The following is a 25449-nucleotide window of genomic DNA, read 5'->3' on the forward strand; positions in this document are numbered from 1 at the left end:
GCCATGTTCTCCAAATTCTTCATCGACCGCCCGGTGTTCGCCTGGGTCATCGCGCTGATCATCCTGCTCGGCGGCATGCTGGCGTTGCGCGGCCTGCCGGTCGCACAGTATCCGTCCGTCGCGCCGCCGGCACTGGCGGTCACGGTCACCTACCCGGGCGCGTCGGCACAGGTCATCGAGGAGACCGTCGTCGCGCTGCTCGAGCAGGAGATGAACGGCATCGAGAACCTGCTGTACATGGAATCGTCGGCGGAACTGGGCCGGGGCAGCATCACGCTGACCTTCCAGCCCGGCACCGATCTCGATCTGGCCTCGGTGGAAGCGCAGAACCGTACCAAGCGTGCCGAGATCCGCCTGCCGGAAGAAGTGCGCAGGATGGGCGTCACCGTGACGAAGTCGGCGCGCAACTACGTGATGATCGTGGCGCTGGTGTCGCCGGACAAGAGCCTCGACAACGTTGCGCTGGGCAGCTACGCCAGCGCCAGCGTGCTGGACAGCGTCCGCCGCATTTCCGGCGTGGGCGAGGCGCTGCTGTTCGGCACCGAATACTCGATGCGCATCTGGCTCAAGCCGGAGAAGCTGCAAGCCTACGGCATCTCGCCTGCTGACGTGTCGAAAGCGGTACGCGCGCAGAACTCCGAGCTCGCGGTCGGTGAACTGGGCCAGTTGCCTTCCTCATCCGGGCAGGAGCTCAATGCGGTGATCGTCACGCGCAGCCGGCTGTCCACGACAGAAGAGTTCGGCAACATCGTGGTGCGCACCAATCCGGACGGATCGGCGCTGCGCGTGAAGGACATCGCGCGCGTCGAGCTGGGCGCGCAGGACTATTCGACCGCCGCGCGCATCGACGGCCAGCCGACCGCCGCCATCGCGATCCGCCTGACGCCCGACGCCAATGCGCTGGAAACGGTGGCAGCGGTGAAAGCGCGCATGGCGGAACTGGCGAAGTTCTTCCCGCAGGGCATCGACTGGGTGGTGCCGTACGAAACCTCGCAGTTCATCGACATCTCCATCAAGGAAGTGCAGAAGAGTCTTGCCGAGGCGCTATTCCTGGTGTTCCTGGTGATGTACCTGTTCCTCGGCAACCTGCGCGCGACGCTGATCCCCACCATCGTCATCCCGATCGCGCTGACCGGCGCACTGGTCGGCCTGTACCTGCTGGGCTATTCGATCAACGTGCTGACGCTGTTCGCGATGGTGCTGGCCATCGGCATCGTGGTGGACGACGCCATCGTGGTGGTGGAGAACGTCGAGCGCATCATGACCACCGAGGGGTTGTCGGCGCGCGACGCGACCCGCAAGGCCATGGACCAGATCGTCGGCGCGATCATCGCGATCACGCTGGTGCTGTCGGCAGTGTTCGTCCCGATGGCGTTCTTCCCCGGCTCGACCGGCGCGATCTACCGCCAGTTCGCGGTCACGCTGGTGCTGACCATGGGCTTCTCTGCGCTGATGGCGCTGACGCTCACCCCCGCGCTGTGCGCCAGCATGCTCAGGCACAAGAAAGCCGAGCCGCCCGGCAGGTTCGGCGAATTCTTCCAGCGCTTGACGCGCAGCTATACCGGCACGGTCAGCCGGATCGTCACGCGCACCGGGCGCTACCTGCTGGTGTACGCGGCGATCCTGCTGGCGGCGGGCGGGCTGTTCAGCAAGTTACCGGGCAGCTTCCTGCCGTCCGAGGATCAGGGCTATTTCATCAGCGTCATCCAGTTGCCGTCGGGGGCGACGCGCGAACGCACGCTGGAAGTGCTGACCCAAGTCGAGCAGTATTTCCTCGGGCAGAAAGAGGTCGAACACGTGATCGGCGTGGCGGGATTCTCCTTCTTCGGGCGCGGCCAGAACGCGGCGATCGCCTTCGTGCGCCTGAAGAACTGGGACGTGCGCCCCGGCGCGGAGAGCGGCGCCGACGCGTTGACGCGCAAGGCCAACATGATGCTGTTCGGCATCAAGCAGGCGATGATCTTCTCCATCAACCCGCCGCCCATCCCCGAGCTGGCAGCGGCGGGCGGCTTCGATTTCCGGTTGCAGGACCGCGGCGGGATGGGCCGCGACAAGTTGCTGGAGGCGCGCAACATGGCGCTCGGCATGGCGATGCAGAACCCGGTGCTGGCCGGCGTGCGTCCGGAAGGGCAGGAGGCCGGGCCGCAACTGTTCCTCGACATCGACCGCCTCAAGGCCGAATCGCTGGGCGTGTCCATCACCGACCTGAACGAGACGCTGCAATCGCTGCTCGGCACGGTGTATCTCAACGACTTCGTGCGTCAGGGGCGCGTGCTGCGCGTGCAGATGCAGGCCGAGGCGGACACCCGCCGCACGCCGGACGACATCCTCAAGGTATCGGTGCGCAACAATCGGGGCGGCATGGTGCCGCTGTCCGAGCTGGCCACTGCGGAATGGATCTCCGGTTCGCCCAAGCTGGACCGCTACAACGGTCTGCCCGCGATGAAGATCGCCGGCGGCCCCGCGCCCGGCCGCAGTTCCGGCGAGGCGATGCAGGCGATGCAGGAGATCGCCGCGAAGCTGCCGCCGGGATTCGGCTTCGAATGGTCGGGCACCGCGCGCGAGGAGACGCAATCAGGCGCGCAGGCGCCGCTGCTGTTCGCCGTGTCGCTGATCGTGGTGTTCCTGTGTCTGGCGGCGCTGTATGAGAGCTGGTCGATCCCGTTCGCGGTGATGCTGGTGGTGCCGCTGGGCGTGTTCGGTTCGGTACTCGCGGTCACCCTGCGCGACCTGCCCAACGACGTGTATTTCAAGGTCGGCCTGATCGCCATCATCGGCCTGTCGTCCAAGAACGCCATCCTGATCATCGAATTCGCGCGCAAGCTGCAGGACGAAGGCATGAGCCTGATCGACGCCACGCTGGAAGCGTGCCGGTTGCGCTTCCGCCCGATCCTGATGACCTCCATCGCGTTCATCGCCGGCGTGACGCCGCTGGCGATCTCCACCGGCGCGGGCGCGCAGAGCCGTCATGCCATCGGCACCGGCGTGATGGGCGGCATGTTCGCCGCCACCGTGCTGGCGGTGTTCCTGGTGCCGGTGTTCTTCGTTGTGGTGCGCCGCTTCTTCCCCGGTCATGCGCGCGCACATGCCGAACAGAAGGAGGCGCGCCATGAATCCAGCTAATCCATTAGCTCCGTCATTCCCGCGAAAGCGGGAATCCAGCGAAAAAATGTCCCGCGTAGCGGACAAAATCAAGGCTTTATCCGCTACGCGTAAATTCTTTAATTATCTGGATTCCCGCTTTCGCGGGAATGACGGGTATTTTCCGATACTCGTCATTTTATCGCTCACAATGTTAAGCGCTTGCTCGCTGACGCCGACCTACCAGCGGCCCGAGGCGCCGGTCGCCGCCGCATGGCCCGGTTCCGCCAAGGCGGACGGCGCGCGCCGGGTGGCGGACACCGACATCGCGCACTACTACCCGGACCCGCGTTTGCAGACGCTGATCGCCGCCGCGCTGGAGAACAACCGCGACCTGCGCATCGCCACGGCGCGCATCGCCGAGGCGCGCGGCCAATACGGCATCCAGCAGGCCGACCGCCTGCCCAACGTCAGCGTGAATGCGTCGCGCACCGCGTCGGCATCGCCGGCCAGTACCTCGTTCACCGGGCGCACCTTCAAGTCGCAACGCTATGACGTGAACCTCGGCCTGTTGTCGTTCGAGCTGGATTTCTGGGGGCGCGTCGCCAGCCTGAGCGCGGCGGCCAGGGCGAACTACCTTGCCACCGAAGCCGCGCAGCGCGCGTTCCGCCTGTCACTGGTCGCGGAGGTGGCGAACGCCTACCTGTCGTTGCTGGAACTGGGCGAGCGCGCGCAACTGGCCGCTGCCACCGCAAGGACGCGCGCCGAATACCGCGAACTGACCTCGCGCCGCCGCGACCTCGGTGTGGCGGGTGACCTCGAATACCTGCAGGCGGAAGGCGCATATCAGGCCGCGCTGGCCGAACAGGCCAGCCTGGAACGGCAGCAGGCCGCCGCCGCGAACCTGCTCGACGTGCTGGTCGGCCAGCCGGTCGCACAGATGAAGGACCTGCCGGCCGGCCGCGCCCTTGCCGGACAGGACATCACGCCGGACCTGATCGCGGACCTGCCCGCCGAAGTGCTGTTGCAGCGTCCCGACGTGCTGGCGGCCGAACAAAATCTCGTCGCGGCGAACGCCAACATCGGCGCGGCACGCGCGGCGTTCCTGCCGCGCATCACGCTGACCGGCAGCGTCGGCACCGCCAGCCGCACACTGGCGGGCCTGTTCGATGCGGGCAGCGGCGCATGGAGCTTCCAGCCCGCGCTGGCGCAACCGCTGTTCGATGCCGGACGCCACTCGTCAAGTCTTGACGTTGCCGAGGCACGCAAGGTGATCGCCGTCGCCGAATACGAAAAGGCCATCCAGCAGGCGTTCCGCGAAGTGGCCGATCTGCTCGACGCGCGCGAGAAACTCGCCGTGCAGCTCGACGCGCAGCAAGCCAACGCGCGGGCGCAGGCACAGCGACTCAAGCTGGTCGAGGCGCGCTACCAGGCGGGCATCGCCAACCATCTCGAACTGCTGGACGCGCAGCGCGAAGCGTTCGCCGCGCAGCAGGGCGAAGTGCAGGTGCGGCGCATCGCGCTGTCCAACGCCGCGCAACTCTACAAGGCGCTGGCGGGTCAGGGCGCGGAACCGGAGCCCGGAAAATGAAATGTGATGCGCCGGCCGAGCAGACCCGCGAACGGCTGCTGGCGGCGGCGCGCGAAGCCTTCTCCGAATGCGGCTTCCAGGGGGCGACGGTGCGCGAGATCTGCCGCCGCGCCGGGGCCAACGTCGCGGCAGTGAGCTATCACTTCGGTAGCAAGGACGGCCTGCTGGCCGAGGCGCTGCACTTCGAATCGCTGCGCCTGTTGCAGGAGACCAACGCACAGGCCGACGCCTGCCCCGAGGCGCGCCTGCGCCTGTTCATCCGCGACTTCATGCACATGATGCTGGACGAGGGCAGCGCCTCGTCGCAATGCCGCATCATGGCACGCGAACTGGCCGATCCCACGCCGGGGCTGGACAAGATCGTGCGCGAGGCCATCGCGCCGCTGCACGATCATCTGGTCCGGCTGGTGCGCGAGATCGTCGGCGGCACGGTGGGCGAAACGGCAGTGAACCGCTGCGTGCACAGCATCCTCGGACAATGCTCGTTCTATCACCATTCGCATCCGGTGCTGCAACGCCTGCACCCGGAGTTGCGCTACGACCACGGGGAGATCGAAGCGATCGCGAAACACATCGCCGATTTCTCGTTGAGCGGGCTCGGTTATCCGGGACGGAAGGCGAAATAGCCGGGCGCAGGACCGGATTGCCTTCCTTGCTGCAATTTGCTACTGTTTACTACAAATGTAGCAAATGGAGAAGATCATGAGCATGCCAGTCCGTATTGAAGGTGAGTTGTACGAACAAGCGAAGGCTGCATCAAAAGGCGAGTGCCGTACGATTGCGGGACAACTCGAATTCTGGGCAAAGGTTGGCAAAGCTGCGCTGGACAATCCCGACCTGCCGATAGAGTTCGTCCGCGAATTGCTGGTGGCCAAGGCGGAAGATCGCAAGCAACTTACCGATTTTGTGCCGGGTCAGTTCCGTGGCTGATATTCGGGTTTTGCAGGCCAACGCATTTCTGCGAGCCTACAAAAAATTACACAACAACCAGAAAGACGCAGTTGACCAAGCTGTAGTCGATATCGTTCGCGATCCCGGCATCGGCGAAGCCAAGAAAGGTGACTTGTCTGGCGTTTACGTCTACAAGTTCGATTGCGTGAATCAACTGTTCTTATTGGCTTACGAATACGACCCTGCGACCCGTGTGTTGCTGTTGGTAGGTACGCACGAGAATTTTTACCGCAACCTCAAGCGCTGATTAAAGGCGTCCTGCGGTAAAGGCAGCCCATACGTCTTTGATTTACAATCTCCCCATCCATCCAGACGGGATAATGCCATGCAGCAACTCACCCTCACCCGCCCCGACGACTGGCACCTGCACCTGCGCGATGACGCGCTGATGTCCTCCGTCCTGCCGGACACTGCACGCCAGTTCGCCCGCGCCATCGTCATGCCCAACCTGCGTCCGCCCGTCACCACCACCGAACAGGCCATCGCCTACCGCGAGCGCATCCTCAAAGCGCTGCCCGCTGGGATGAGGTTCGAGCCGCTGATGACGCTGTACCTCACCGACATCACCAGTGCGGAAGAGATCAACAAGGCCAAAGCCAGCGGCGTGGTGCATGCGGTGAAGCTGTATCCCGCCGGAGCGACCACCAACTCCGATGCGGGCGTGACCGACATCCGCAAGACTTATGCCGCGCTGGAAGCCATGCAAGCCTGCGGCATGCCGCTGCTGGTGCACGGCGAAGTCACCAGCCCCGACATCGACATCTTCGACCGCGAAGCCGTGTTCATCGAGCGCGTAATGCAGCCCTTGCTGAAAGACCTGCCCGAGCTGCGCGTGGTGTTCGAACACATCACCACCCAAGATGCCGCGCAGTTCGTGACGAGCGCACCCGACACCATCGCCGCCACGCTCACCCCGCAACACCTGCTCTACAACCGCAACGCCATGCTGGTCGGCGGCATCCGTCCGCACTACTACTGCCTGCCGATATTGAAACGTGAGACGCACCGAGCTGCACTGGTCAAAGCCGCCACCAGCGGCAACAGGAAATTCTTCCTCGGCACCGACAGCGCCCCGCACGCGCAGCACACCAAAGAGAACGCCTGCGGCTGCGCCGGTTGCTACAGCGCGCATTCCGCCATCGAGCTGTATGCCGAAGCGTTCGAGAATGCGGGCGCACTGGACAAGCTGGAAGGCTTCGCCAGTTTCTATGGGGCGGATTATTACGGCCTGCCGCGCAACACCGATAAGGTCACGTTGCGCAAGGAAGAGTGGCAAGTGCCTGCGTCGGTGGGATTTGGAGAGCATCAGCTTGTGCCGCTGAGGGCGGGGGAGACGATGAAGTGGAAGTTCAACAGATGACCGCCAGATAGTTTCATTCACCAAAGCCAATTACTAGGGGCGGAGAGAGTTAGATGAAGTGGTTTTTTCGAATTTCAGCAATATTGCTTATAGCTGATTTGATAACCACGCATTCATGTGGACTTCTCCTTCGTTATTCAGATTGACTGGAAATTCAATCTTGGCACATTCGATGCCGTGCGGTTTAGCCGCTCTACGATGCGGGAAGTCCATTTATATTCGGTCAGGTTCGCTCCGCTGTGCTGGGACTGCGCTAAAGCGCAGCCCCTTACCTTCGTTCGGCGGATAACTAAGATTGGGGGGGGCGAGGCAAAGTGACAAAGAAGAATCTGGCAATGGCAATGGAGTGGCTTCGGCCTGTCGGCATAGGGCTTACTATCTTTTTTGCCTACTATTTTGGCCATGATGCGATATCGCAATTTCACATTATGGGTCCATTCATCGTTATGCTCATGTCGGGCACGGTAGCCTTTGAATCTCTGATATTGGGAGAAGTGGCCTCCGAGAAAATTGGCTATGCACCCAATCGGGCTTATCAGATTCAATCGGGTCTGGCCAATGCTGCCACGGCCATGACAGCCTTGCTTGTATATCTCGTGGATTGGGGGCGATATGCGGATGCGACCATCGTTACTGCGATGTTGATGTTCTTTACTTTCTCAGCGGTAAATCATGCCATCACCGCTATCACGGAGAGAAACATGAAACCTGTAAACTTGCTGCGACCGGCGATGGCGTTGCTATTGATTGGATTCCTGCTTCCAGCCATGATCAAAGCGCTCAGTCAGTAAAATTAAAGTAAATACTGGGGGCGGAGCCCAATTGAAATCAAAACACCGACTAGGTCACACTGCGCAAGGAAGAATGGGAGATGCCGCACGCAGTCTAATTTGGCGGCTCCAAGCTGGTGCCGCTGAGGGCGGGGGAGACGATGAAGTGGAAGTTGTTGAGGCGATGCTACATCGCAAGTGAATATTGTAATTACTGTATGTAACGACAATGAGAATCGACGGCAAGCTTACCAAGTGGAATGATGATCGCGGCTTTGGATTTATCTCGCCAAATCATGGAAAGGGGGAAATATTCGCCCATATTTCTGCTTTTCCAAATGACGGGCAGCGTCCGAAGCTTGGTGAACCAGTGTCGTTCGAAATAGAAATAGACAAATCAGGCAAAAAGAGGGCGATAGATATTTCCTTTTCTGCTCGCACCAAGATATCGCGCCAAAATCAAAGCAAAATAAAGCCGTCATACAATAAGCAAGGCGTAGCGGGTCGCCTGATGCCAATTCTATTGGTTGTGTTGGTGGTCTACGGGTATGCCAGCTACTCAGAACGAAACAGCGACTCAGCAGAGGCGAGGAACACCGAAAACACATTGCAGGAGAGCTCACTTTCCGCCACATCACAAACAAGCAGGAACACAGAGTCAGCTCAAGTAAATGATAGCGATTCTGAGTTCTTCAAAGCATACGAATCCCGAACAAGCAATCTCCAAATTGAAGGAAGCGGGAGGGTTGTAACGCTTTTGTCTGACGACAACGATGGAAGCCGACATCAAAGGTTTATTGTGCGCCTTAACTCGGGCCAGACGCTCTTGGTTGCTCACAACATCGACCTGGCACAAAGAATTGACTCCCTTGCCGAGGGGGACTCAATCAGATTTTATGGACAATATGAATGGAACGAAAAAGGTGGGGTAATCCACTGGACGCATAATGACCCTAGTGGATCTCATGTGGCGGGATGGATAGAGCATAAAGGAAAAAGGTATCAATAAATTCAGTGGGAACGACAATGAAGATGCCGCTATCCAACTACTTGAATACCTCCCCCGCCCTCGGCGACCGCGTCTATCTGCATCCGTCCTGTCAGGTCATCGGCGACGTGATCATCGGCGACGACAGTTCGGTGTGGTGCAACGCGGTGCTGCGCGGCGACGTGAATCGCATCGTGATCGGGCGCGGCACGAACGTGCAGGATCTGAGCCTCGGCCATGTGTCGCACAAGTCGGTGGACAAACCGGAGGGTTCGCCGCTGATCATCGGCGACCATGTGACCATCGGCCATTCGGTTGTTTTGCACGGCTGCACCATCGGCAACGAATGCCTGATCGGGATGGGCTCCATCATCCTCGACGATGCGGTGATCCACGACCGCGTGGTGGTCGGCGCGGGCAGCCTGGTGACGCAGGGCAAGGTGCTGGAGAGCGGCATGCTGTACATGGGGCGCCCCGCGAAAGCGGTGCGCAAGCTGACGGAAGAGGAACTCGACTATCTGCGCTATTCCGCCGAGCATTACATGCGGCTGAAGGACGACTATCTGAAAGGATCGGGCAAATAGCGATGTTGAGCAACGATACCCTGCTGATGAACGGGCACCAGATGGATCAGGCGATCGAGCGCAAATGTCTGGCGCTCGGCATCAATTGCGGCGACGAACCGGGTGTGCGGAAGTTCGCGCACGATGTGCTGCAGAACATCGATGCGCTGCGGGATGCATCCTGCAGGGGCGACCGTCAGGCGCGCACCAAGGTCGAGCTGTACGGGCTGGCGATGCTGATGCACCTGACCAACACGCGCGCCTTCGGGCCGGGTTACATGGCGCATTTCGATACGCTGTCCAAACACGAATCGTCGTGGGCGGCCGTGGCGCAGGCGATGTGGCGGGAACTCGATGCGCGCGGCGCGGCCGACGACGAAATGAAAGGGAGCCGCCAATGAGCCGGGCCGAACGGGACGAGATCTATCGCGCCAAGTTGAACATGGAGACCGCGCAGATCGCATGGCGCGAGTTGCAGCGCTATTTTGCCAGCGGTGTCGTGATCGCCGTCAGCCCCGAACTGGATCTGGTGGAGGTGGCGTTCCGGGTGTCGGAAGACGATGCGCAACAGGTGTCGCAATGGATGGACGCCGGCGGGGTCGCGCGTGTGACGGACGAGCAGGCGAAGGCATGGTACGAAGAGGATGCCATGGTCTGGGCTGTGGTGGCGCGGCCTTACGTGCTGGTGCAATCTGTGGACGGACCGCGATAGTCCCGTTGCCGCACCAGTGAAAACGGGGGCTCGCGGCCCCCGTTGTTTTTTACGTCACTGCGTTCACTTGCCGAAAGGTTGCGGACGCGGCGTGCCGTCGACGGATGGTGGCAGGATCGGCATCTGGAACGAGGGCTGTTTGCCGGTCAATGTCTTCAGGAAGGCGACGATCCGGCCGTTCTCCTCCTCGGTGAAGTCCTTGCCGAGCTGGATGCGGCCCATGGTGTTCACCGCTTCGCCCAGCGTGGCAGCCCCGCCGTCGTGGAAGTACGGATAGGTCAGTTCCACGTTGCGCAGCGTCGGCACCTTGAAATAGAAGCGGTCGGCATCCTTGCCGGTGACGGCGATGCGTCCTCGGCGGGATTGTCGGTCTTGTACGGCTCGACCACGCCGAGCTTCTGGAACGAGTTGCCGCCGACAGCGGGGCCGTTATGGCAGGCGGTGCAACCGCTGTCCTTGAACAGCTTGTAGCCGGCCAACTCATCCTTGCTCAAGGCATTCTTATTGCCCTTGAGCCATTTGTCGAAGCGCGAGTCTGGCGTGACCAGCGTCTTCTCGAAGGCGGCGATGGCCTCGGTGACCTTGTCGATGTCGATCTTGTCGGAGCCGAAAGCCGTTTTGAATTCCCTTACGTAACCCGGGATGGATTGCAGGACTTCAACGGCAAGTTCGTGGTTGGAGGCCATTTCGCCCGGATTCGCGATCGGGCCGCCCGCCTGCGCCTTGAGGTCGGCTGCGCGGCCGTCCCAGAACTGCGCGAGGTTCATGCCCGAGTTCAGCACGGTCGGCGAATTGATCGGGCCCTGTTGCCAGTTGTGGCCGATCGAGGTCTTGAGGTTGTCGGTGCCGCCCATCGAGAGGTTGTGGCAGGAATTGCAGGAGATGAAGCCGGATTTGGACAGGCGCGGATCGAAGTAGAGTTTCTTGCCGAGTTCGACGACGGCCGGTTTGCCGGGTTTGACCGCGGCGATGGGCTGGATCGGTTCGTTACTGCCGGCAGCCAGTGCCATTCCGGGGAGCGGCTGACAGGGCAAACAGTCCAATGGACAGTGCCAGTACGCGTTGTCTGGTCATGATGATTCCTTTCTTGATGAACGATGGATTGCGATAAATTTTGACGCCGCCCCGGTAACGAAGGCCACCTGTTATGGATGGCAGCGTACCGGGTTCGACGATAAAGGTCGGCGAGGGTTCCTCAGGTCATTTCTTTTTCATTTCCGCTTCGATGCGCTGGCACAAAGTTTCCAGCACCTTGATGCGCGCGAAGTACTTGTCGTTGGCTTCCACCAGCGTCCACGGGGAGATCTCGGTGCTGGTGCGGTCGACCATGTCACATACCGCGTGCTCATATTCGTCCCATTTCTTGCGGTTGCGCCAGTCTTCCTCGGTGATCTTGAAGCGCTTGAAGCCGATCTTTTCGCGTTCCTTGAAGCGGCGCAACTGTTCTTCCTTGGTGATGGTCAGCCAGAACTTGACGACCACGATCCGGTGACGTGCCAGTTGCCCCTCGAAATCGTTGATCTCGCTGTAGGCACGCATCCAGTCCGATCTGGAGCAGAAGCCCTCGACGCGTTCGACCAGCACGCGGCCATACCACGATCGATCGAAGATGGTCACGCGGCCCTTGCGCGGGATGTGCCGCCAGAAACGCCACAGGTAAGGCTGGGCGCGTTCTTCCTCGGTCGGCGCTGCGATCGGCACGATGTTGTATTGACGTGCGTCCAGCGCACTGGTGATGCGCCGGATGGCGCCGCCCTTCCCTGCCGCATCGTTGCCCTCGAACATCGCGACCACGGTGATGTTCCTGAACCTCGGATCGCGCGACAGCAGGGCCAGCTTGCCCTGGTATTTCTCCAGCTCGGACTGGTATTTCTTCTTCTCGAGCTTCTGCTTCATGTCGAGCGCCTTCAGCACATTGATCTGGTCGATCGACGGCAGCGGCGGCGGCGCGGAGACCTCGGTCTTCTTGCCGGCTTCCTTGACGCGTTTCTGGATCGCATCAAGGATGGTCTTGCCCACGGTCAGGCCACGGTAGCGCGCGTCGTAGCCCTCGACGATGATCCACGGTGCTTCGGCGGTGCTGGTATGGCGCACCACGCTCTCGTGCACGGCGTTGAACTTGTCGTACAGTTTGTAATGTTCCCAGTCGCGCTTGGTGACGCGCCAGCGGGTCTTGGGATCCTTCTCCAGCATCTTCAGGCGTTTCTGCTGTTTATCCTTGGACAGGTGCAGCCAGAACTTGATCACCAGCGCGCCTTCGTCCACCAGCATCTTCTCGAGGCGCTTGGCACGCTCCAGGCTCTGGTCCAGTTGCGAATTCTTGGTGATGCCATGCACGCGGTTGAGTATCGGCCAGGTGTACCAGGAACCGAGGAACACGCCGACCTTGCCCTTGGGTGGCAATGCACGCCAGAAGCGCCACATCATCGGGCGGTCCAGTTCCTCGTCGGACGGTTCGCCCATGCCGTGCGTTTCCACGAAGCGCGGATCCATCCATTCATTGAGCAGGTTCACGGTCTCGCCGCGCCCCGCGCCGTCCACGCCGCCGACCAGGATGATGACCGGGAATTTCGCCAGCTTGGCCAAGTCCATCTGTGCTTCAAGCAATGCTTCGCGCAGCTTGGGCACTTCCGCGTCATAGGTGGCTTTGTCTATCTTGTGTCCGAGTTCAGCAGATTCAAACATGATGCCCTCCCGATGTTTAGAGATGAAACCTACAAAAGATCCGGTGCGATGACCAGACGCAAGGTGGCTTGTGAAACCCCTTCGCGCTGGCTGAACCACCATAGCGCACCCTTCTTGATGCTTAATGAGTCGTTTCCGCAACCGAGCAATTGCGAGGCGATGTGGCCGAGTGTGGGTTGATGGCCGACGACCAGGACGGTGCCGTCGGCATCCGGCCAACCTGCCGCCTGGAGTACCGCCTGTGCAGAGGCGCCGGGGCCGATGGCATCGGCCAGTTCGAAATGCTTGCCGAGCGGAGCGATGGTCTGTTGTGTGCGGGTGGCGGGACTGACAAGGATGCGGGTGTTGGCGGGCAGATGGGCCTTCAGGAATGCGGCAGTCTTTGCGGCCTGCTTCCTGCCTTTGGCGGTGAGGCGCGCGTGATGTCCGGCGTGCCGTCCTCAGCTTCCGCATGTCGCCACAGGATCAATTCCACGATACCCTCCGACCATCTATTCACTTGTCAGCATATACCGTATACACTGCTTTTACCACTTTAACGCGAGGGGAATGACATGGCAACCAAGGGGGCCGTCGCAAAGACGGCAAGCACTGCAACAAGACCGGCAGTAAAAAAAGCACCTGCTGCGAGCAAGCCGAAACCTGCGGCCACCGCCAAACCCGCACTCAAGCCGAGCGACATCCTGAAGCAGCGCGACAGAAAAACGAAGAAGGAAGGCAAGGTCAAGGTCGTTCGAGACAGCTTCACCATGCCGCGCGACGAATATCAGAAGATTGCGGAGCTCAAAGAGCTGTGCCAGAAAAGCGGGCTGCATGTGAAGAAGAGCGAGGTATTGCGCGCCGGCCTGAAAATGCTGGCCGAGGTCGATGCGGCGAAACTTAAGCTGACACTGGAAGGGCTGGAAAAGATCAAGACCGGCCGCCCCAGGAAGCACTGAAGTCTCTGCAACCGAACATGCCGGGCCGGACTTGTCCGGCCCGTGTCATTGCGGGATCGCCTTTACCGGAGAACTGGCGATCAGTTTGAGCAGTTCGGTCTGGGCGCATTTCCGCAAGGCGGGCTTGGCACTCTTGAGGTGGTAACGTCCGTCGCCGTCCATTTCCCACGCCTGGGAATTGTCGCGCAGGTAGGTCTTGAGCCCCTCGTCGATCACGCGCTTCTTGAGCTTCGCGTCGAGTATCGGGAAGCAGACCTCGATACGGCGGAAGAAGTTGCGATCCATCCAGTCCGCGCTGGCCAGATAGACATCGTGCTTCAGCTCGTTGCGGAAATAGAAGATGCGCGTGTGTTCGAGGAAGCGGCCGATGATCGAGCGCACGCGGATATTCTCGGACAGGCCGGGCACGCCGGGGCGCAGCGCGCACACGCCGCGCACGATCAGGTCCACCTTGACGCCCGCCTGCGAGGCTTCATACAGCGCGGTGATGGTTTCCGGTTCCAGCAGCGCGTTCATCTTGGCGATGATGTGCGCCCGCTTGCCCGCCCTGGCCAGCGCAGTCTCGTTCCGGATCGAACGCAGTACCTCGCTGTGCAGCGAGAACGGCGACTGCCACAGGTGATTGAGCTTGCGCGCCTTGCCCAGGCTGGTGAGCTGGCTGAACACCTCGTTCGCGTCGGCGCAGACCTCGTCGTTGCCGGTGAACAGGCCGAAGTCCGTGTATAGCCGCGCGGTGCGCGGATGGTAGTTGCCGGTACCCAGATGCACATAGCGGCGCAGCCTGCCGTCCTCGCGGCGCACCACCATCAGCATCTTGGCGTGGGTCTTGTGGCCGACCACGCCGTACACCACATGCGCGCCCACCTCCTCCAGACGCGTCGCCCAACTGATGTTGGCTTCCTCGTCGAAGCGCGCCAGCAACTCCACGACCACGGTCACTTCCTTGCCGCGCTTGGCTGCGGCGATCAGCGCCTCCATCAGTTCAGAATCCGTCCCGGTGCGGTACACGGTCTGCTTGATCGCCACCACGTTCGGGTCGCTGGAGGCCTGCTGGATGAAGTTGATCACCGGCTTGAACGACTGGTAAGGATGGTGCAACAGCACATCGCCCTTGCGGATCACCTTGAACATGTTCTCGCCCTTCTTGCGCAGCACGGGCGGGACGCTGGGTACGAAGGCGGGGAATTTCAGGTCGTCGCGCGCGACCTGGTCCGGGATGCCCATCAATCGCACCAGGTTCACCGGGCCATGCACCCGGTACAGGTCCTCTGCGTTCAGGTTGAATTCCTTGAGCAACAGTTCGGCGATCTGCGGCGGGCAGGTGTCGGCGATCTCCAGGCGCACCGCGTCGCCGAAATGGCGCTGCGGCAATCCGCCCTGCAGGCTGATGCGCAGGTTCTTGACCTCTTCCTCGTCGACGAACAGATTGCTGTTGCGCGTCACGCGGAACTGGTAGCAGCCCAGCACTTCCATGCCGGCGAACAGTTCGCCGACATGCGCGTGCAGGATGGAGGAAAGGAACACGAAGCCGTGCGCGCAGCCGCTCACCTCCGGCGGCATCGGGATGCAGCGCGGCAGCACGCGCGGCGCCTGCACGATGGCGCGCGCCGAGTTGCGCCCGAACGCGTCCTTGCCCTGCAATTCCACGGCGAAGTTCAGGCTCTTGTTGAGCACGCGCGGGAACGGGTGGGCGGGATCGAGCCCGATGGGCGTCAGCACCGGGATGACCTCGCGAAAGAAAAAGTCCTTCACCCATGCGCGCTGCGCCTCGTTCCAGTGGGTGCGGCGCAGGAACTTGATGTCATGCTGCGCGAGCGCGGGCGTGATGTCCTTGTTGAACAACTGGTACTGGCGCTCGATCATCCGGTGCGCCTGATCGCGTACCAGTTCGAGCGTCTGTTTTGCCGTCATGCCGTCCGCGCCGGTGGCGATGCCGCCCAGCCGGATCTGTTCCTTCAGGCCGGCCACGCGTATCTCGAAGAACTCGTCGAGATTGCTGCTGACGATGCACAGGTATTTCAGCCGTTCCAGCAGCGGGACGCTCTGGTCTTCGGCCTGGGCGAGCACGCGCCTGTTGAACTCGAGTTGGCCGACCTCGCGGTTGAGGAATTGTTGCGGGACGAATTTTTTCGACACGAAGCGGCCTGTCAGTTTTTGGGCGGGACGTAGCCTTCGGGCATCTGTGTGCCCGCGCCGAAGAAATAGTTCTCCATCTGCGTGGCGAGATACTTGCGCGCCTGCGCGTCGGCCAGATTGAGCCGGTTCTCGTTCACCAGCATGGTCTGGAAACGTATCCAGCCCTGCCAGGCCTCCTTGGAAACGTTGTCGAATATCCGTTGGCCCAACGGACCGGGATAGGTCGGACGCTCCAGCCCTTCGGCCTCGCGCCCCAGTTTCACGCACTGCACCATTCTTGTCATGTCGTATCTCTCCGGGTCGAACTTTCTGTTCCGCAATTATGACACCGCGCCGGTATTTTTGCGCGCATCGGTCCGCAAGCCTGCAAACATGCGGGTGCGACAATATGCCGCATTCCCGCGGAAGCGCATTGCACCGATAATCGCCGCGCATTTTTCAGGGAGATCAGGCAATGCAATTCAAACGGATTACTTTATATGTCGCACTGGCCGTCGCGCCGAACGCTTTCGCCGCGGAGACGGCGACCATGCCGGAAGTCAGCGTAACGGCGGAAAGGTTGCAGCCGCTGCCGTCGTTGAACAATGTCGGTCTGGACCGGGACGCGCTGGACCGCCAGCGGACGGTCACCAGCGATACCGCCGGCCTGCTCGACGGGCAGCCGGGCGTCAGCCTGTACCGTGCGGGCGGCGTATCCAGCCTGCCGGTGATACGCGGCATGGCGGACGACCGTGTGCGCGTGAAGGTCGACGGCATGGACATCATCTCGGCCTGCGCCAATCACATGAACCCGCCGCTGTCGTACATCGATCCCGCCAACGTTGCCAGTGTCGAGGTGATGGCGGGGATCGCCCCGGTCAGCGTCGGCGGCGACAGCATCGCGGGCACGATACAGGTGGATTCCGCCGCGCCCGAATTCGCGCGGGACGGCGCCACGCTATTGAAGGGACAGGCCGGCGCGTTCTATCGCAGCAACAATGCGGCGCAGGGCGCCAACCTGTCGGCGACCATCGCCAGCGACATGCTGTCGGTGCGCTATACCGGCTCCACGGTCAGCGCGAAGAACTACCGGGCGGCAAGCGCGTTCAAGGCGCCCGCCACGATCACCGGCTCGCTGACCAACGCCACCGTGGCAGGCGACGAGGTCGGCTCTTCCAGCTACCAGTCGGACAATCACCAGCTTGCGCTGGGGCTGCGCCGCGACAACCATCTGGTCGAACTCAAGCTCGGCTTGCAGAACATCCCGTACCAGGGCTTTCCCAACCAGCGCATGGACATGACCGGCAACGACAGCCAGCAATTCAACCTGAGCTATCGGGGCCAGTACGATTGGGGCGGACTGGTCGCGCGCGCCTACAGCGAACAGACCCGGCACAGCATGCAATTCCTCGGCGACAAGACCTATTGGTACGGCGCATTGCTTAACGTACCCGGCATGCCGATGGACACCGACGGCAGGAACACCGGTGCGACCGTCAAGGCCGACATCGTCCTGTCCGAGCGCGACATCGTGCGCACCGGGATCGAGTACCAGCAATACCGGCTGAACGACTGGTGGGATCCTTCCCCGCCCTCGCCGATGATGTCGCCCAACACCTTCTGGAACATCAACAACGGCCAGCGCGACCGCACCGACATCTTCGCCGAATGGGAAGCGCGCTGGAACCCGCAATGGGTGTCGCAACTGGGCGCCCGTTATGGCAACGTGAAGATGGATACCGGCAACGTGCAGGGTTACGGCGCAGCCTACAATGCCGCCGCCACCGCGTTCAACGCGAAGAATCGCCAGCGCAGCGACAACAACCTCGACCTCACCGCGCTGGCGCGTTACACGCCGAGCGAGGGCGCCAGCTTCGAAGCGGGTTACGCGATGAAGAACCGCTCGCCCAACCTGTACGAACGTTTCGCATGGTCCAACACCAACACCATGGTGATGAACATGAACAACTGGTACGGCGACGGCAACGGCTATGTCGGCAACCTCAACCTCAAGCCCGAGACCGCGCACACCCTGAGCGCCTCCGCCGAATGGCGCGACGCGTCGCAGGGAGGCTGGGAACTGAAGGTGTCGCCCTACTACACCCGCGTGCAGAACTACATCGACGCGGCCACCTGCGCATCGGTCGGCATCGTCTGCCCGGCGCGGACGGACGGCTTCCTCAACCTCACGCTGTCCAACCAGAGCGCGCGGCTGTATGGCGCGGACCTTTCCGGCAAGCTGGCGATCTCCAAAGGCGGCGCATACGGCGACTTCGACGCCAGCGGCGTGCTGAGCTACGTGAACGGCAAGAACCTCACCACCGGCGACAACCTCTACAACATCATGCCGCTCAACGCCAAACTGGCCGTCGAGCAGCGCATGGGCGGCTGGACCAACACGCTGGAAGCGCGTCTGGTCGACAGCAAGACGCAAGTGCAGGCGGCGCGCAAGGAACTGGCGACCGGCGGCTACGGGCTGGTCAACCTGCGCGGCAGCTACGAGTGGAAACAGGTGCGCTTCGACCTGGGTGTGGAGAACCTGCTCGACAAGTACTACCTCGATCCGCTGGGCGGCGCCTATGTCGGTCAGGGGGCGACCATGGGAACCGGCGTGGCTTACGGCACCGGCGTCCCCGGCATGGGGCGCTCGTTCAACGCGGGCGTGACTGTGAAGTTCTAAAGCAAGCTGCTGTCATTCCCGCGCAAGCGGGAATCCAGCAAGACAACAATTCCGCGTAGCGGACAAAGCCAAGGGGTTTTGTCCGCTGCGCGGAAACATTTTCAATCGACTGGATTCCCGCTTGCGCGGGAATGACGGGGTTTCGGGGGCTTCCCGGAGCTGTCGTTCGTGGATTCGCGTCCGCTCGGGAATGACGGGCCGGCGAATTAACCCGCCGACCAGTTCACCAAACCGCTGTAGGCCGTGCCCAGCACGATCAGGCCGAACACGATGCGGTACCACGCGAACACTGTGAAATCGTGGTGGCTGATGAAGCGCAGCAGCCAGCGCACGCACAGGAACGCGCTGATGAAGGAAGTGATGCCGCCCACCGCGAACATGCCCAGATCCTCCGCGCTGAACAGCGCGCGATATTTCACCATCTCGTAGACCGTCGCGGCGAACAGCGTCGGGATCGCGAGGAAGAACGAGAACTCCGTCGCCGCCTTGCGGCTCAATCCGAAGAACAATCCGCCGATGATCGTCGCGCCGGAGCGCGACGTGCCGGGGATCAATGCGAAAGCCTGCGCGCAACCCACCTTCAGCGCATCCTTCCAGCCCATGTCGTCCACCGACTCCACGGTGATCCGGTGGTCGCGCTTCTCCGCCCACAGGATGAACAGGCCGCCGACGATGAGCGCGATCGCGACCGGCACCGGCGCGAACAAGTGTGCCTTGATCGCATTCGCGAACAGCAGCCCCAGCACCGCGGCCGGCATGAACGCGATGACGAGGTTGAGCGTGAAGCGTTGCGCGGCTTCCTGCTTTTGCGCCAATCCGCCGAACACCGACGCGATCTTCGCGCGGTATTCCCAGCACACCGCCAGGATCGCGCCGAACTGGATCACGATCTCGAACACCTTGCCCTTCTCGTCGTTGAAGTTCAGCAGGTCGCCGGCAAGGATCAGATGCCCGGTGGACGAGATCGGCAGGAATTCGGTGAGTCCCTCGACCACGCCGAGGATGGCGGCTTTGAGTAGTAATACGATGTCCATAAAGTGCGTCATTCCCGCGAAGGCGGGAATCCAGTGATAAAAAGTTTTTCAATATTCCCGCCAACACACCATCCCCTCTTCCTTGCAGGGAGATAACCAGCGACTTGCCCGCTTGCGGGCTTAGTCGAATGGCTGGTAGTCCCATCAGGGCCAGGGAGAGGGTAGAAACCCTGAGGATGCGCTGATCAAGTCGTCATTCCCGCGAAAGCGGGAATCCAGCTTGTTGATTTAACCGGGTTCCCGCTTTCGCGGGAACGACAAAACCATACTTGTTCAGTGCATCCATAAGTTTAAAAGGCTGTGGATTATACCCGCCTCAACCGGCCGATTGCTCCCAGCGCTCCAGCGCGATACGCCGGTTCACCGCCCTCCTCTCCTCCTCGTTCATCTCCACCCAGCGCGTGATCTCGTCGAACGTGCGCAGGCAACTGCGGCAAACATCGTCGCCCAGCGCGGTCGTGCAATGACCGGTGCAGGGCGTGGCGGCAGAGATCTCAAGATGGGAAATAGCGGAGTGCGAGGGCATGCCGCGATTATACCGACGGCCTGGTCGCGCGTTCCAAACGCGCCAGCCACGCCAGCGCCGCCTCGCGCGAATCGCCACACATCTCCGCCGAAGGCTGCAACGTGGCACAGAAAGAAGGGCGCTCGGGACGGCCAAATATCGCACAACGGTCGTCATCCGTCAGCTGAACACAGCGCACCCCGGCGGGCTTGCCATCCGGCATGCCGGGGATGGGAGAGGTGATCGAGGGCGCGATGCAGCAGGCGGCGCAGGAGGGGCGGCAGTTCATGGGGCGCGATTATATCTGTGCCTGTTACATGCGCGGAATTAAGTCCTGCCATTCAAAAGGTAATTCGGCAGAACGTATAAACAATGTTGACACTCCATAAGTACCCCAATAAACTGCGGCAAATAAATTGTGAAAGGCATTCATCATGGAAGTCATTGTAAAAAAATGGGGCAACAGCGCGGCGGTGCGCATACCGGCATCCGTCATGGCGGCGGCGCATGTCGCTTTGGAGCAATCGGTCGAAGTGCGCGAAGAACAGGGACGCATCGTCATCGAGCCGGTACGCCGCAAGATTTACAAGCTGGACGAATTATTGGGCGGAATCACAACCAACAATCAGCACAAGCCCATTGATACCGGCGAGCCGGTCGGCAAGGAAGTCTGGTAATGGCGAAGCGCTTCGTGCCGGACGCGGGCGACATCGTCTGGCTCGAATTTTCCCCGCAGGCCGGGCACGAACAGGCAGGCCACCGACCCGCGCTGGTACTTAGCCCCGCCGCCTACAACGGCAAAACCGGCACCATGCTGTGCTGTCCGATGACCACGCAGATCAAAGGCTACCCGTTTGAAGTCATCATCCAGACGAAAAACGTCAGTGGCGCGGTGCTATCCGACCAGGTAAAAAACCTCGACTGGAAAGCACGCAAGGCCACACCAAAAGGCAAGGCATCTGATGAAGAACTGGATGAGGTGCGGGCAAAGATTGCGACGCTGCTTGGAATGTGATGCCGCCCATCAACTGCAGGGCAATCGTTCATGGGCCGCGCTTGATTCAAGGTCCGTCCACTGGCTTAATCTACCCATAGATCAGAGCCAATCAAGGAGCTGAATCATGGCAATGGAAACGATACTGTCCGACCTTTCTGTCAGCATGACGGAATTCAAGAAAAACCCGAACAACGCCCTCCGCGAATCAAACAGGCAAACGGTGGCGGTGCTCAGCCACAACAGGCCCGCCTTTTACATAGTGCCGCCGGAACGCTACGAGGCCATGCCGGAAGAACTCGACGACCTGCAACTCGTGCGGCTGGCAAGGGAACGTCTCAAGCAAAAAGGCCGCGCCATCGAGGTGACTCTGGATGCGCTTTGAAAACCGCATGAGCCATGTGCGTAAATTTGACGTACAATACCTTCATCGGTAAATCGGGAGTAACAGCCATGTCAGCAATCACTACCAATGAATCGTCGCGAATCAACTTGCGCACCAGCGCCGATGCCAAAGCCATGATCGAACGCGCCGCCGCGCTGATGGGGACGACCGTATCCGGTTTCATGCTGCAGAACGCATACGAGGCAGCACGGCGAGTGGTGTCGGACTACGACACGCTCATGCTCACCCAGCGCGACTTTGAGGCATTCGCCTCGTCCGTGGAAAAACCGCCCAAACCAAAAGCCGCATTGCGCAAACTCATGGCGCGCAAGTAAACGTGGCAGTCATCCAACTGCTCGGCAAGCAGCACAACCGCAAAGGGTTCGATTGCGGCGACGCCGCGCTGAACGAATTTTTGCAGCGCCAAGCGGGCCAGCAACAACGGCGCGGCTTCGGTAAAACCTATGTGGCGCTGGCCGATGATGCCGCAACCGTCATTGGCTTCGTCACGGTGAGCGCGGGCCAGATCGCCACGGCATCGCTGCCCGCCCAGTCAAAACTGCCGCGCCATCCCGCCCCCATCCTGCGCATCGGCCGCCTGGCGGTAGATGTCCGCCATCAGGGCAAAGGCACCGGCCAAGACTTGCTGGCGTTCGCATTGCGCCTTGCGGTGGAATTTTCGCAGCGCGTGGGGCTGTATGCCGTGGTGGTCGATGCCAAACACGACAAGGCCAAAGCGTTTTATACCAAGCTGGGTTTCATTGCCTGCATCGATAGTCCGCTGGTGCTGTATCTGCCGGTGGCGACGCTGGAGCAGGCTGCGGTGATTGAAAAATGAAGATCGGTGACATGATATGAATAGAGCGTACTACTCAGCATCGGTTCATGAATTTCTTCGAAGCTCGACAGAAGAAATTGTCGGTAAGCTATCCCTAAACAACGACTACGCGCTAATCCAAACTCAACGCGATGCGTGGGTTGCGCAAATCGATCTTCTTCGAAATGTCTTGGTAGACCGCGAGGGATCAATCTATTTTGAATATTCGATCCCACGAATGGGCCGCAGGATTGATGCAGTCTTGTTGATTGGCCAAGTGATATTCGTAGTCGAATTCAAGGTCGGTGAGAAAACTCACACTAGCTTTGCCTTTGACCAAGTGTTCGACTATGCCTTGGACTTGAAGAACTTTCATGAATCCAGTCATGAACAATTCATAGCGCCAATACTGGTTGCGACAGAGGCAGCTCAATCCCCTATTTCTGTTTCGTTTACTACGCGAAACGACAAATTGCTAATCCCAGTAAAAACGAATAAGGACCAACTGGGGTATGTAATAGACGAGGTGCTGAGTTTTATCGGGGAAGGAAGAGTTGATGTCGATGAATGGGAGGCTGGTCGGTATTGCCCTACTCCTACGATTATTGAAGCGGCGATGACCTTGTATAACAGCCATTCTGTTGCTGAAATCACTCGATCTGATGCGGGGGCTACCAATTTAAGACTTACCTCTTCCGCAATTTCCGATGTCATTCAACGCTCGAAAGTGCAATCTCAAAAATCCCTTTGTTTTGTAACCGGGGTACCAGGAGCGGGTAAGACCTTAGTGGGTTTGGATGTGGCGACAAAGCATTCTGAGGCGAGAGACGATCTGTACAGCGTCTATTTGTCCGGCAATGGTCCGCTAGTCAAAATTCTTTGTGAGGCGCTCGCTCGCGATCAGGTGTCTCGCGGAAAATGCAGGGGCGACCGCGTAAAGATCGGGGAGGCAAGAAGCTCGGTAAAAGCCTTTATACAAAATGTTCATCACTTCAGAGATGACTGTTTGCGGGACGCAAACGCGGCTCCGATAGAGCATGTGGCAATTTTTGATGAAGCACAACGCGCATGGAACGTTGAGCAAACTTCATCATTTATGCGGCGCAAGAAGAATTACCCAAACTTTAACCAGTCCGAGCCGGAGTTCCTAATTTCATGCATGGATAGGCATAAAGATTGGGCGGCTATTGTTTGCCTAGTGGGTGGCGGACAAGAAATTAATACAGGTGAAGCCGGGATTGGTGAATGGATTAATTCAATAACTCGTACTTTCCCGGATTGGCACGTCTATGTTTCTTCGCGTTTGACGGATAGTGAATATCAAGCTGGAGAAGCTCTAAAACTGTTGGAGTCCCACGCTAACGTGAATTATTTGGATGAGCTGCATTTGGGCGTATCCATGCGTTCTTTCCGCGCAGAAGATGTTTCTTTGCTAGTGAAGCAATTGCTTGATCTAGATATTGATTCTGCAAAACGTACCTATGAGAGCGTCAAGACGCGCTATCCGATCGTAATTACTAGAGACCTGGGAAAGGCGAAGGGGTGGCTAAAGCACCATGCACGAGGCAGTGAACGCTATGGAATAGTTGTATCGTCTCAGGCGGAACGGCTGAAGCCACACGCAATTGATGTTAAGTCTCCGATGGACCCGGTGAATTGGTTCTTAAATGAAAAAGATGATGTTCGCTCTTCTTACTACCTTGAGGATGTTGCAACGGAATTTCATGTACAGGGGCTTGAACTCGATTGGACCTGTGTAACGTGGGATGCTGATTTTCGCTACACAAAAAACGGCTGGAGTCATCATTCGTTTCGTGGAAATGGGTGGAACAGAATTAATAAAGATGAGCGGAAACAGTATTTGAAAAATGCATACCGAGTGTTGATGACTAGAGCGCGGCAGGGAATGGTTTTGGTAGTGCCCGCAGGCGACACCGAAGACCATACCCGCAGCCCACAGTACTATGATGGGACCTTCAGATATTTGAAGGAAATTGGCTTTACTGAAATCTGAGGAGAAAAAGCAAAATGCAATTTTCAGATGCGCCGCTGGAATCCCCAAGCTATTTCATCATTTCCGACCAGCCAGACACCTGCGGATATTGCGGCGCACGTCTTGAGTTGCTTGAAATAAAGGAAATCCAAGGCGAGCGAGTTTTTGTTAACGAATGCTTAGGCTGCAAGCGCGAAATACTCATGGTTGAAGACTAAACGGGCCGCAGATGCGGCCCATTTGTATTCCGGAGCGCGCAGTGCTTACGCCTTGTGATAAACCTCAGCCCCCTGCTTCACAAACTCCACCGACTTCACTTCCATCCCTTTCGCGAGTGCCTTTGCCTCGGCGATGCCCTGCGCGGCGGCGAAGTCGCGCAGGCTTATTTGATTTCGTCGAGCAGTTGTTTGATTTGTGTGTGCAGTTCCGGCAAATCGGTGCGGATGGTTTCCCAGACCATTTCCAGATCAACCTTGAAGTAGCCGTGTGCGACGCGGTTACGCATCGCATATACGACTGTCCATGGAATTTCCGGGTGGGCAGCTGCAAATTCGGCGTGGAAGCGCTCGATGTTGTGCGCTGCTTCGCCGATGATCTCAAAATTGCGGATTACTGCATCCTGTGTTTTCTGGTCATTCAGGAATGCGACTTCATCGGTGTCCGCAAGGTACAGGTCGATGCGCTCGATGGCTTCGAGGATATGCTCGAGATAATCGGGAATGCGCAGGATATCGGATTTGCTCATACCGGGACGGCCTCGGTCAGCACATGTGCGCGGAATTTGTCGGGCAAAGCATTGGGGGTCAATACGTCCACACTGACGTTGAGCAGTTTTGCCACTTCCACCTGTATCCTGGCAATATCCATCAGGGTTGTTTCCGGTAGTGGTTCAACCAGCAAATCAAGGTCGCTGTCTTCGGTGTCTTCGCCATGCAGCACGGAGCCAAACACACGCACGTTGCGCACGCGATGGCGCAGGGCGATTTCGCGTATGGCCTCGCGGTGGTTTTGCAGTGCTATGGAAGGGCGCATGGCGTTGTTTGTCTTGATTCAATGGCGCGATTATAACGAGCCGGGAGGATTATTGTGGTTTCACTCTCGGACAATCTGCGCATGCGCCACCGGGACGAATGACCCTGCAGCCACGGCCTGCGCCCTGCGGGGACAGCGCGGACGTGAAGCCTGTCACGCCTTGTGATAAACCTCCGCCCCCTGCTTCACAAACTCCACCGACTTCACTTCCATCCCTTTCGCTAAAGCCTCTGCTTCGGCAATCCCCTGCGCGGC

28 protein-coding genes and 3 pseudogenes are annotated in these 25449 nt (G+C 59.8%); 21 read left to right on the forward strand and 10 right to left on the reverse strand.

Annotated elements, in window-relative coordinates; genetic code table 11:
• Positions 1–3: 3 nt before the first annotated feature.
• The 12 genes and pseudogenes from IPM27_07825 to IPM27_07880 all read left to right on the forward strand — a co-directional run bounded on the left by IPM27_07825 (position 4) and on the right by IPM27_07880 (position 10016).
• Complete coding sequence (locus IPM27_07825) at positions 4–3123, forward strand: efflux RND transporter permease subunit (protein ID MBK9161461.1); 3120 nt, start codon at positions 4–6, stop codon at positions 3121–3123.
• 46 nt (positions 3124–3169) lie between these two features.
• The gene (locus IPM27_07830) at positions 3170–4672 is read left to right on the forward strand and encodes an efflux transporter outer membrane subunit (GenBank protein ID MBK9161462.1); all 1503 of its coding nucleotides are present in this window, start codon (positions 3170–3172) and stop codon (positions 4670–4672) included.
• A complete protein-coding gene (locus tag IPM27_07835; protein MBK9161463.1) occupies positions 4669–5298 on the forward strand; it encodes a CerR family C-terminal domain-containing protein in 630 nt (209 codons plus the stop codon). The genes IPM27_07830 and IPM27_07835 overlap by 4 nt, the downstream gene beginning before the upstream one ends.
• Positions 5299–5374: 76 nt before the next feature.
• Positions 5375–5602, forward strand: a complete 228-nt coding sequence (locus IPM27_07840; protein ID MBK9161464.1) for a ParD-like family protein — start codon at positions 5375–5377, stop codon at positions 5600–5602.
• Positions 5595–5870, forward strand: coding sequence for a type II toxin-antitoxin system RelE/ParE family toxin (locus tag IPM27_07845; protein ID MBK9161465.1), 276 nt, complete (start codon positions 5595–5597; stop codon positions 5868–5870). Before IPM27_07840 ends, IPM27_07845 begins: the two co-directional genes overlap by 8 nt.
• A gap of 78 nt (positions 5871–5948) precedes the next feature.
• A complete protein-coding gene (gene pyrC / locus IPM27_07850) occupies positions 5949–6983 on the forward strand; it encodes a dihydroorotase (protein MBK9161466.1) in 1035 nt (344 codons plus the stop codon).
• Positions 6984–7297: 314 nt separating this feature from the next.
• Complete coding sequence (locus IPM27_07855) at positions 7298–7774, forward strand: hypothetical protein (protein ID MBK9161467.1); 477 nt, start codon at positions 7298–7300, stop codon at positions 7772–7774.
• 214 nt (positions 7775–7988) lie between these two features.
• Positions 7989–8141 (forward strand): annotated as a pseudogene (locus tag IPM27_07860) (cold shock domain-containing protein).
• A 123-nt stretch (positions 8142–8264) separates the two neighbouring features.
• Complete coding sequence (locus tag IPM27_07865) at positions 8265–8762, forward strand: DUF3465 domain-containing protein (protein ID MBK9161468.1); 498 nt, start codon at positions 8265–8267, stop codon at positions 8760–8762.
• A 23-nt stretch (positions 8763–8785) separates the two neighbouring features.
• Complete coding sequence (locus IPM27_07870) at positions 8786–9325, forward strand: gamma carbonic anhydrase family protein (protein ID MBK9161469.1); 540 nt, start codon at positions 8786–8788, stop codon at positions 9323–9325.
• A gap of 2 nt (positions 9326–9327) precedes the next feature.
• Positions 9328–9705 (forward strand): hypothetical protein, encoded by a 378-nt coding sequence (locus tag IPM27_07875; GenBank protein MBK9161470.1) that lies wholly within the window; start codon positions 9328–9330, stop codon positions 9703–9705.
• Positions 9702–10016, forward strand: a complete 315-nt coding sequence (locus IPM27_07880; GenBank protein ID MBK9161471.1) for a DUF2288 domain-containing protein — start codon at positions 9702–9704, stop codon at positions 10014–10016. The genes IPM27_07875 and IPM27_07880 overlap by 4 nt, the downstream gene beginning before the upstream one ends.
• Before the next feature lie 63 nt (positions 10017–10079).
• On the opposite strand, the pseudogene IPM27_07885 reads toward IPM27_07880, so the two are convergent.
• The 3 genes and pseudogenes from IPM27_07885 to IPM27_07895 form a co-directional block, all read right to left on the reverse strand.
• Positions 10080–11026 (reverse strand): annotated as a pseudogene (locus IPM27_07885) (cytochrome-c peroxidase).
• 190 nt (positions 11027–11216) lie between these two features.
• Positions 11217–12701 carry a polyphosphate:AMP phosphotransferase gene (gene pap, locus IPM27_07890; GenBank protein ID MBK9161472.1) on the reverse strand — a complete coding sequence of 495 codons (1485 nt, stop codon included), beginning with the start codon at positions 12699–12701 and terminating at the stop codon, positions 11217–11219.
• Positions 12702–12730: 29 nt separating this feature from the next.
• Positions 12731–13176 (reverse strand): annotated as a pseudogene (locus tag IPM27_07895) (histidine phosphatase family protein).
• Positions 13177–13255: 79 nt separating this feature from the next.
• Between IPM27_07895 and IPM27_07900 the strand changes: the two are divergent.
• The gene (locus IPM27_07900) at positions 13256–13639 is read left to right on the forward strand and encodes a hypothetical protein (GenBank protein MBK9161473.1); all 384 of its coding nucleotides are present in this window, start codon (positions 13256–13258) and stop codon (positions 13637–13639) included.
• A gap of 45 nt (positions 13640–13684) precedes the next feature.
• Here IPM27_07900 and ppk1 read toward each other — a convergent pair whose 3' ends face one another.
• Together ppk1 and IPM27_07910 are read right to left on the reverse strand one after the other, a co-directional pair.
• The gene (gene ppk1 / locus IPM27_07905) at positions 13685–15775 is read right to left on the reverse strand and encodes a polyphosphate kinase 1 (protein ID MBK9161474.1); all 2091 of its coding nucleotides are present in this window, start codon (positions 15773–15775) and stop codon (positions 13685–13687) included.
• An 11-nt stretch (positions 15776–15786) separates the two neighbouring features.
• A complete protein-coding gene (locus IPM27_07910; protein MBK9161475.1) occupies positions 15787–16059 on the reverse strand; it encodes an oxidative damage protection protein in 273 nt (90 codons plus the stop codon).
• A gap of 170 nt (positions 16060–16229) precedes the next feature.
• On the opposite strand from IPM27_07910, the gene IPM27_07915 reads away from it, so the two are divergent.
• The gene (locus IPM27_07915) at positions 16230–18434 is read left to right on the forward strand and encodes a TonB-dependent receptor (GenBank protein ID MBK9161476.1); all 2205 of its coding nucleotides are present in this window, start codon (positions 16230–16232) and stop codon (positions 18432–18434) included.
• Between the two features lie 206 nt (positions 18435–18640).
• On the opposite strand, the gene IPM27_07920 is transcribed toward IPM27_07915, so the two are convergent.
• The 3 genes from IPM27_07920 to IPM27_07930 all read right to left on the reverse strand — a co-directional run bounded on the left by IPM27_07920 (position 18641) and on the right by IPM27_07930 (position 20262).
• Positions 18641–19468: an undecaprenyl-diphosphate phosphatase gene (locus IPM27_07920; protein ID MBK9161477.1), complete on the reverse strand. Its 828-nt coding sequence runs from the start codon at positions 19466–19468 to the stop codon at positions 18641–18643.
• A 316-nt stretch (positions 19469–19784) separates the two neighbouring features.
• Complete coding sequence (locus IPM27_07925) at positions 19785–19994, reverse strand: DUF1289 domain-containing protein (protein MBK9161478.1); 210 nt, start codon at positions 19992–19994, stop codon at positions 19785–19787.
• Between the two features lie 7 nt (positions 19995–20001).
• Positions 20002–20262 (reverse strand): YkgJ family cysteine cluster protein, encoded by a 261-nt coding sequence (locus IPM27_07930; protein ID MBK9161479.1) that lies wholly within the window; start codon positions 20260–20262, stop codon positions 20002–20004.
• 145 nt (positions 20263–20407) lie between these two features.
• On the opposite strand from IPM27_07930, the gene IPM27_07935 reads away from it, so the two are divergent.
• The 7 genes from IPM27_07935 (at position 20408) to IPM27_07965 (ending at position 24380) form a co-directional block, all read left to right on the forward strand.
• On the forward strand, positions 20408–20650 hold the full coding sequence (locus tag IPM27_07935; protein ID MBK9161480.1) for an AbrB/MazE/SpoVT family DNA-binding domain-containing protein: 243 nt from the start codon (positions 20408–20410) through the stop codon (positions 20648–20650).
• Positions 20650–20988, forward strand: coding sequence for an endoribonuclease MazF (gene mazF / locus IPM27_07940; GenBank protein MBK9161481.1), 339 nt, complete (start codon positions 20650–20652; stop codon positions 20986–20988). The genes IPM27_07935 and mazF overlap by 1 nt, the downstream gene beginning before the upstream one ends.
• A 112-nt stretch (positions 20989–21100) precedes the next feature.
• A complete protein-coding gene (locus IPM27_07945; GenBank protein MBK9161482.1) occupies positions 21101–21352 on the forward strand; it encodes a type II toxin-antitoxin system prevent-host-death family antitoxin in 252 nt (83 codons plus the stop codon).
• A gap of 68 nt (positions 21353–21420) precedes the next feature.
• On the forward strand, positions 21421–21687 hold the full coding sequence (locus IPM27_07950; GenBank protein ID MBK9161483.1) for a DUF1778 domain-containing protein: 267 nt from the start codon (positions 21421–21423) through the stop codon (positions 21685–21687).
• A gap of 2 nt (positions 21688–21689) precedes the next feature.
• The gene (locus tag IPM27_07955; protein ID MBK9161484.1) at positions 21690–22190 is read left to right on the forward strand and encodes a GNAT family N-acetyltransferase; all 501 of its coding nucleotides are present in this window, start codon (positions 21690–21692) and stop codon (positions 22188–22190) included.
• Positions 22191–22206: 16 nt separating this feature from the next.
• Positions 22207–24183, forward strand: a complete 1977-nt coding sequence (locus IPM27_07960) for a DUF2075 domain-containing protein (protein ID MBK9161485.1) — start codon at positions 22207–22209, stop codon at positions 24181–24183.
• Positions 24184–24197: 14 nt separating this feature from the next.
• Complete coding sequence (locus IPM27_07965; GenBank protein MBK9161486.1) at positions 24198–24380, forward strand: hypothetical protein; 183 nt, start codon at positions 24198–24200, stop codon at positions 24378–24380.
• Positions 24381–24544: 164 nt separating this feature from the next.
• Here the strand turns inward: IPM27_07965 and IPM27_07970 are convergent, their stop codons facing one another.
• The gene (locus IPM27_07970) at positions 24545–24907 is read right to left on the reverse strand and encodes a DUF86 domain-containing protein (protein MBK9161487.1); all 363 of its coding nucleotides are present in this window, start codon (positions 24905–24907) and stop codon (positions 24545–24547) included.
• Entirely contained in the window at positions 24904–25194 is a 291-nt protein-coding gene (locus tag IPM27_07975) for a nucleotidyltransferase family protein (GenBank protein MBK9161488.1), read from the reverse strand. The genes IPM27_07970 and IPM27_07975 overlap by 4 nt, the downstream gene beginning before the upstream one ends.
• Positions 25195–25449 lie beyond the last annotated feature (255 nt).

This window comes from Nitrosomonadales bacterium (genome assembly GCA_016716325.1).
In the GTDB taxonomy this organism is placed as follows: Bacteria; Pseudomonadota; Gammaproteobacteria; order Burkholderiales; family Gallionellaceae; genus Gallionella.

Excerpts from the sequence above, each read along its gene's own strand:
- IPM27_07825 (MBK9161461.1), top strand. The coding sequence starts at position 4 with ATGTTCTCCAAATTCTTCATCGACCGCCCGGTGTTCGCCTGGGTCATC.
- IPM27_07900 (MBK9161473.1), top strand. The coding sequence starts at position 13,256 with ATGGCAACCAAGGGGGCCGTCGCAAAGACGGCAAGCACTGCAACAAGA.
- mazF (MBK9161481.1), top strand. The coding sequence starts at position 20,650 with ATGGCGAAGCGCTTCGTGCCGGACGCGGGCGACATCGTCTGGCTCGAA.
- IPM27_07945 (MBK9161482.1), top strand. The coding sequence starts at position 21,101 with ATGGAAACGATACTGTCCGACCTTTCTGTCAGCATGACGGAATTCAAG.
- IPM27_07960 (MBK9161485.1), top strand. The coding sequence starts at position 22,207 with ATGAATAGAGCGTACTACTCAGCATCGGTTCATGAATTTCTTCGAAGC.
- IPM27_07935 (MBK9161480.1), top strand. The coding sequence starts at position 20,408 with ATGGAAGTCATTGTAAAAAAATGGGGCAACAGCGCGGCGGTGCGCATA.
- IPM27_07950 (MBK9161483.1), top strand. The coding sequence starts at position 21,421 with ATGTCAGCAATCACTACCAATGAATCGTCGCGAATCAACTTGCGCACC.
- IPM27_07930 (MBK9161479.1), bottom strand. The coding sequence starts at position 20,262 with ATGAACTGCCGCCCCTCCTGCGCCGCCTGCTGCATCGCGCCCTCGATC.
- IPM27_07975 (MBK9161488.1), bottom strand. The coding sequence starts at position 25,194 with ATGCGCCCTTCCATAGCACTGCAAAACCACCGCGAGGCCATACGCGAA.
- IPM27_07835 (MBK9161463.1), top strand. The coding sequence starts at position 4,669 with ATGAAATGTGATGCGCCGGCCGAGCAGACCCGCGAACGGCTGCTGGCG.
- IPM27_07840 (MBK9161464.1), top strand. The coding sequence starts at position 5,375 with ATGAGCATGCCAGTCCGTATTGAAGGTGAGTTGTACGAACAAGCGAAG.
- IPM27_07915 (MBK9161476.1), top strand. The coding sequence starts at position 16,230 with ATGCAATTCAAACGGATTACTTTATATGTCGCACTGGCCGTCGCGCCG.
- IPM27_07875 (MBK9161470.1), top strand. The coding sequence starts at position 9,328 with ATGTTGAGCAACGATACCCTGCTGATGAACGGGCACCAGATGGATCAG.
- IPM27_07925 (MBK9161478.1), bottom strand. The coding sequence starts at position 19,994 with ATGCCCTCGCACTCCGCTATTTCCCATCTTGAGATCTCTGCCGCCACG.
- IPM27_07920 (MBK9161477.1), bottom strand. The coding sequence starts at position 19,468 with ATGGACATCGTATTACTACTCAAAGCCGCCATCCTCGGCGTGGTCGAG.
- IPM27_07865 (MBK9161468.1), top strand. The coding sequence starts at position 8,265 with ATGCCAATTCTATTGGTTGTGTTGGTGGTCTACGGGTATGCCAGCTAC.
- IPM27_07970 (MBK9161487.1), bottom strand. The coding sequence starts at position 24,907 with ATGAGCAAATCCGATATCCTGCGCATTCCCGATTATCTCGAGCATATC.
- pyrC (MBK9161466.1), top strand. The coding sequence starts at position 5,949 with ATGCAGCAACTCACCCTCACCCGCCCCGACGACTGGCACCTGCACCTG.
- IPM27_07910 (MBK9161475.1), bottom strand. The coding sequence starts at position 16,059 with ATGACAAGAATGGTGCAGTGCGTGAAACTGGGGCGCGAGGCCGAAGGG.
- pap (MBK9161472.1), bottom strand. The coding sequence starts at position 12,701 with ATGTTTGAATCTGCTGAACTCGGACACAAGATAGACAAAGCCACCTAT.
- IPM27_07880 (MBK9161471.1), top strand. The coding sequence starts at position 9,702 with ATGAGCCGGGCCGAACGGGACGAGATCTATCGCGCCAAGTTGAACATG.
- IPM27_07830 (MBK9161462.1), top strand. The coding sequence starts at position 3,170 with ATGTCCCGCGTAGCGGACAAAATCAAGGCTTTATCCGCTACGCGTAAA.
- IPM27_07965 (MBK9161486.1), top strand. The coding sequence starts at position 24,198 with ATGCAATTTTCAGATGCGCCGCTGGAATCCCCAAGCTATTTCATCATT.
- IPM27_07870 (MBK9161469.1), top strand. The coding sequence starts at position 8,786 with ATGCCGCTATCCAACTACTTGAATACCTCCCCCGCCCTCGGCGACCGC.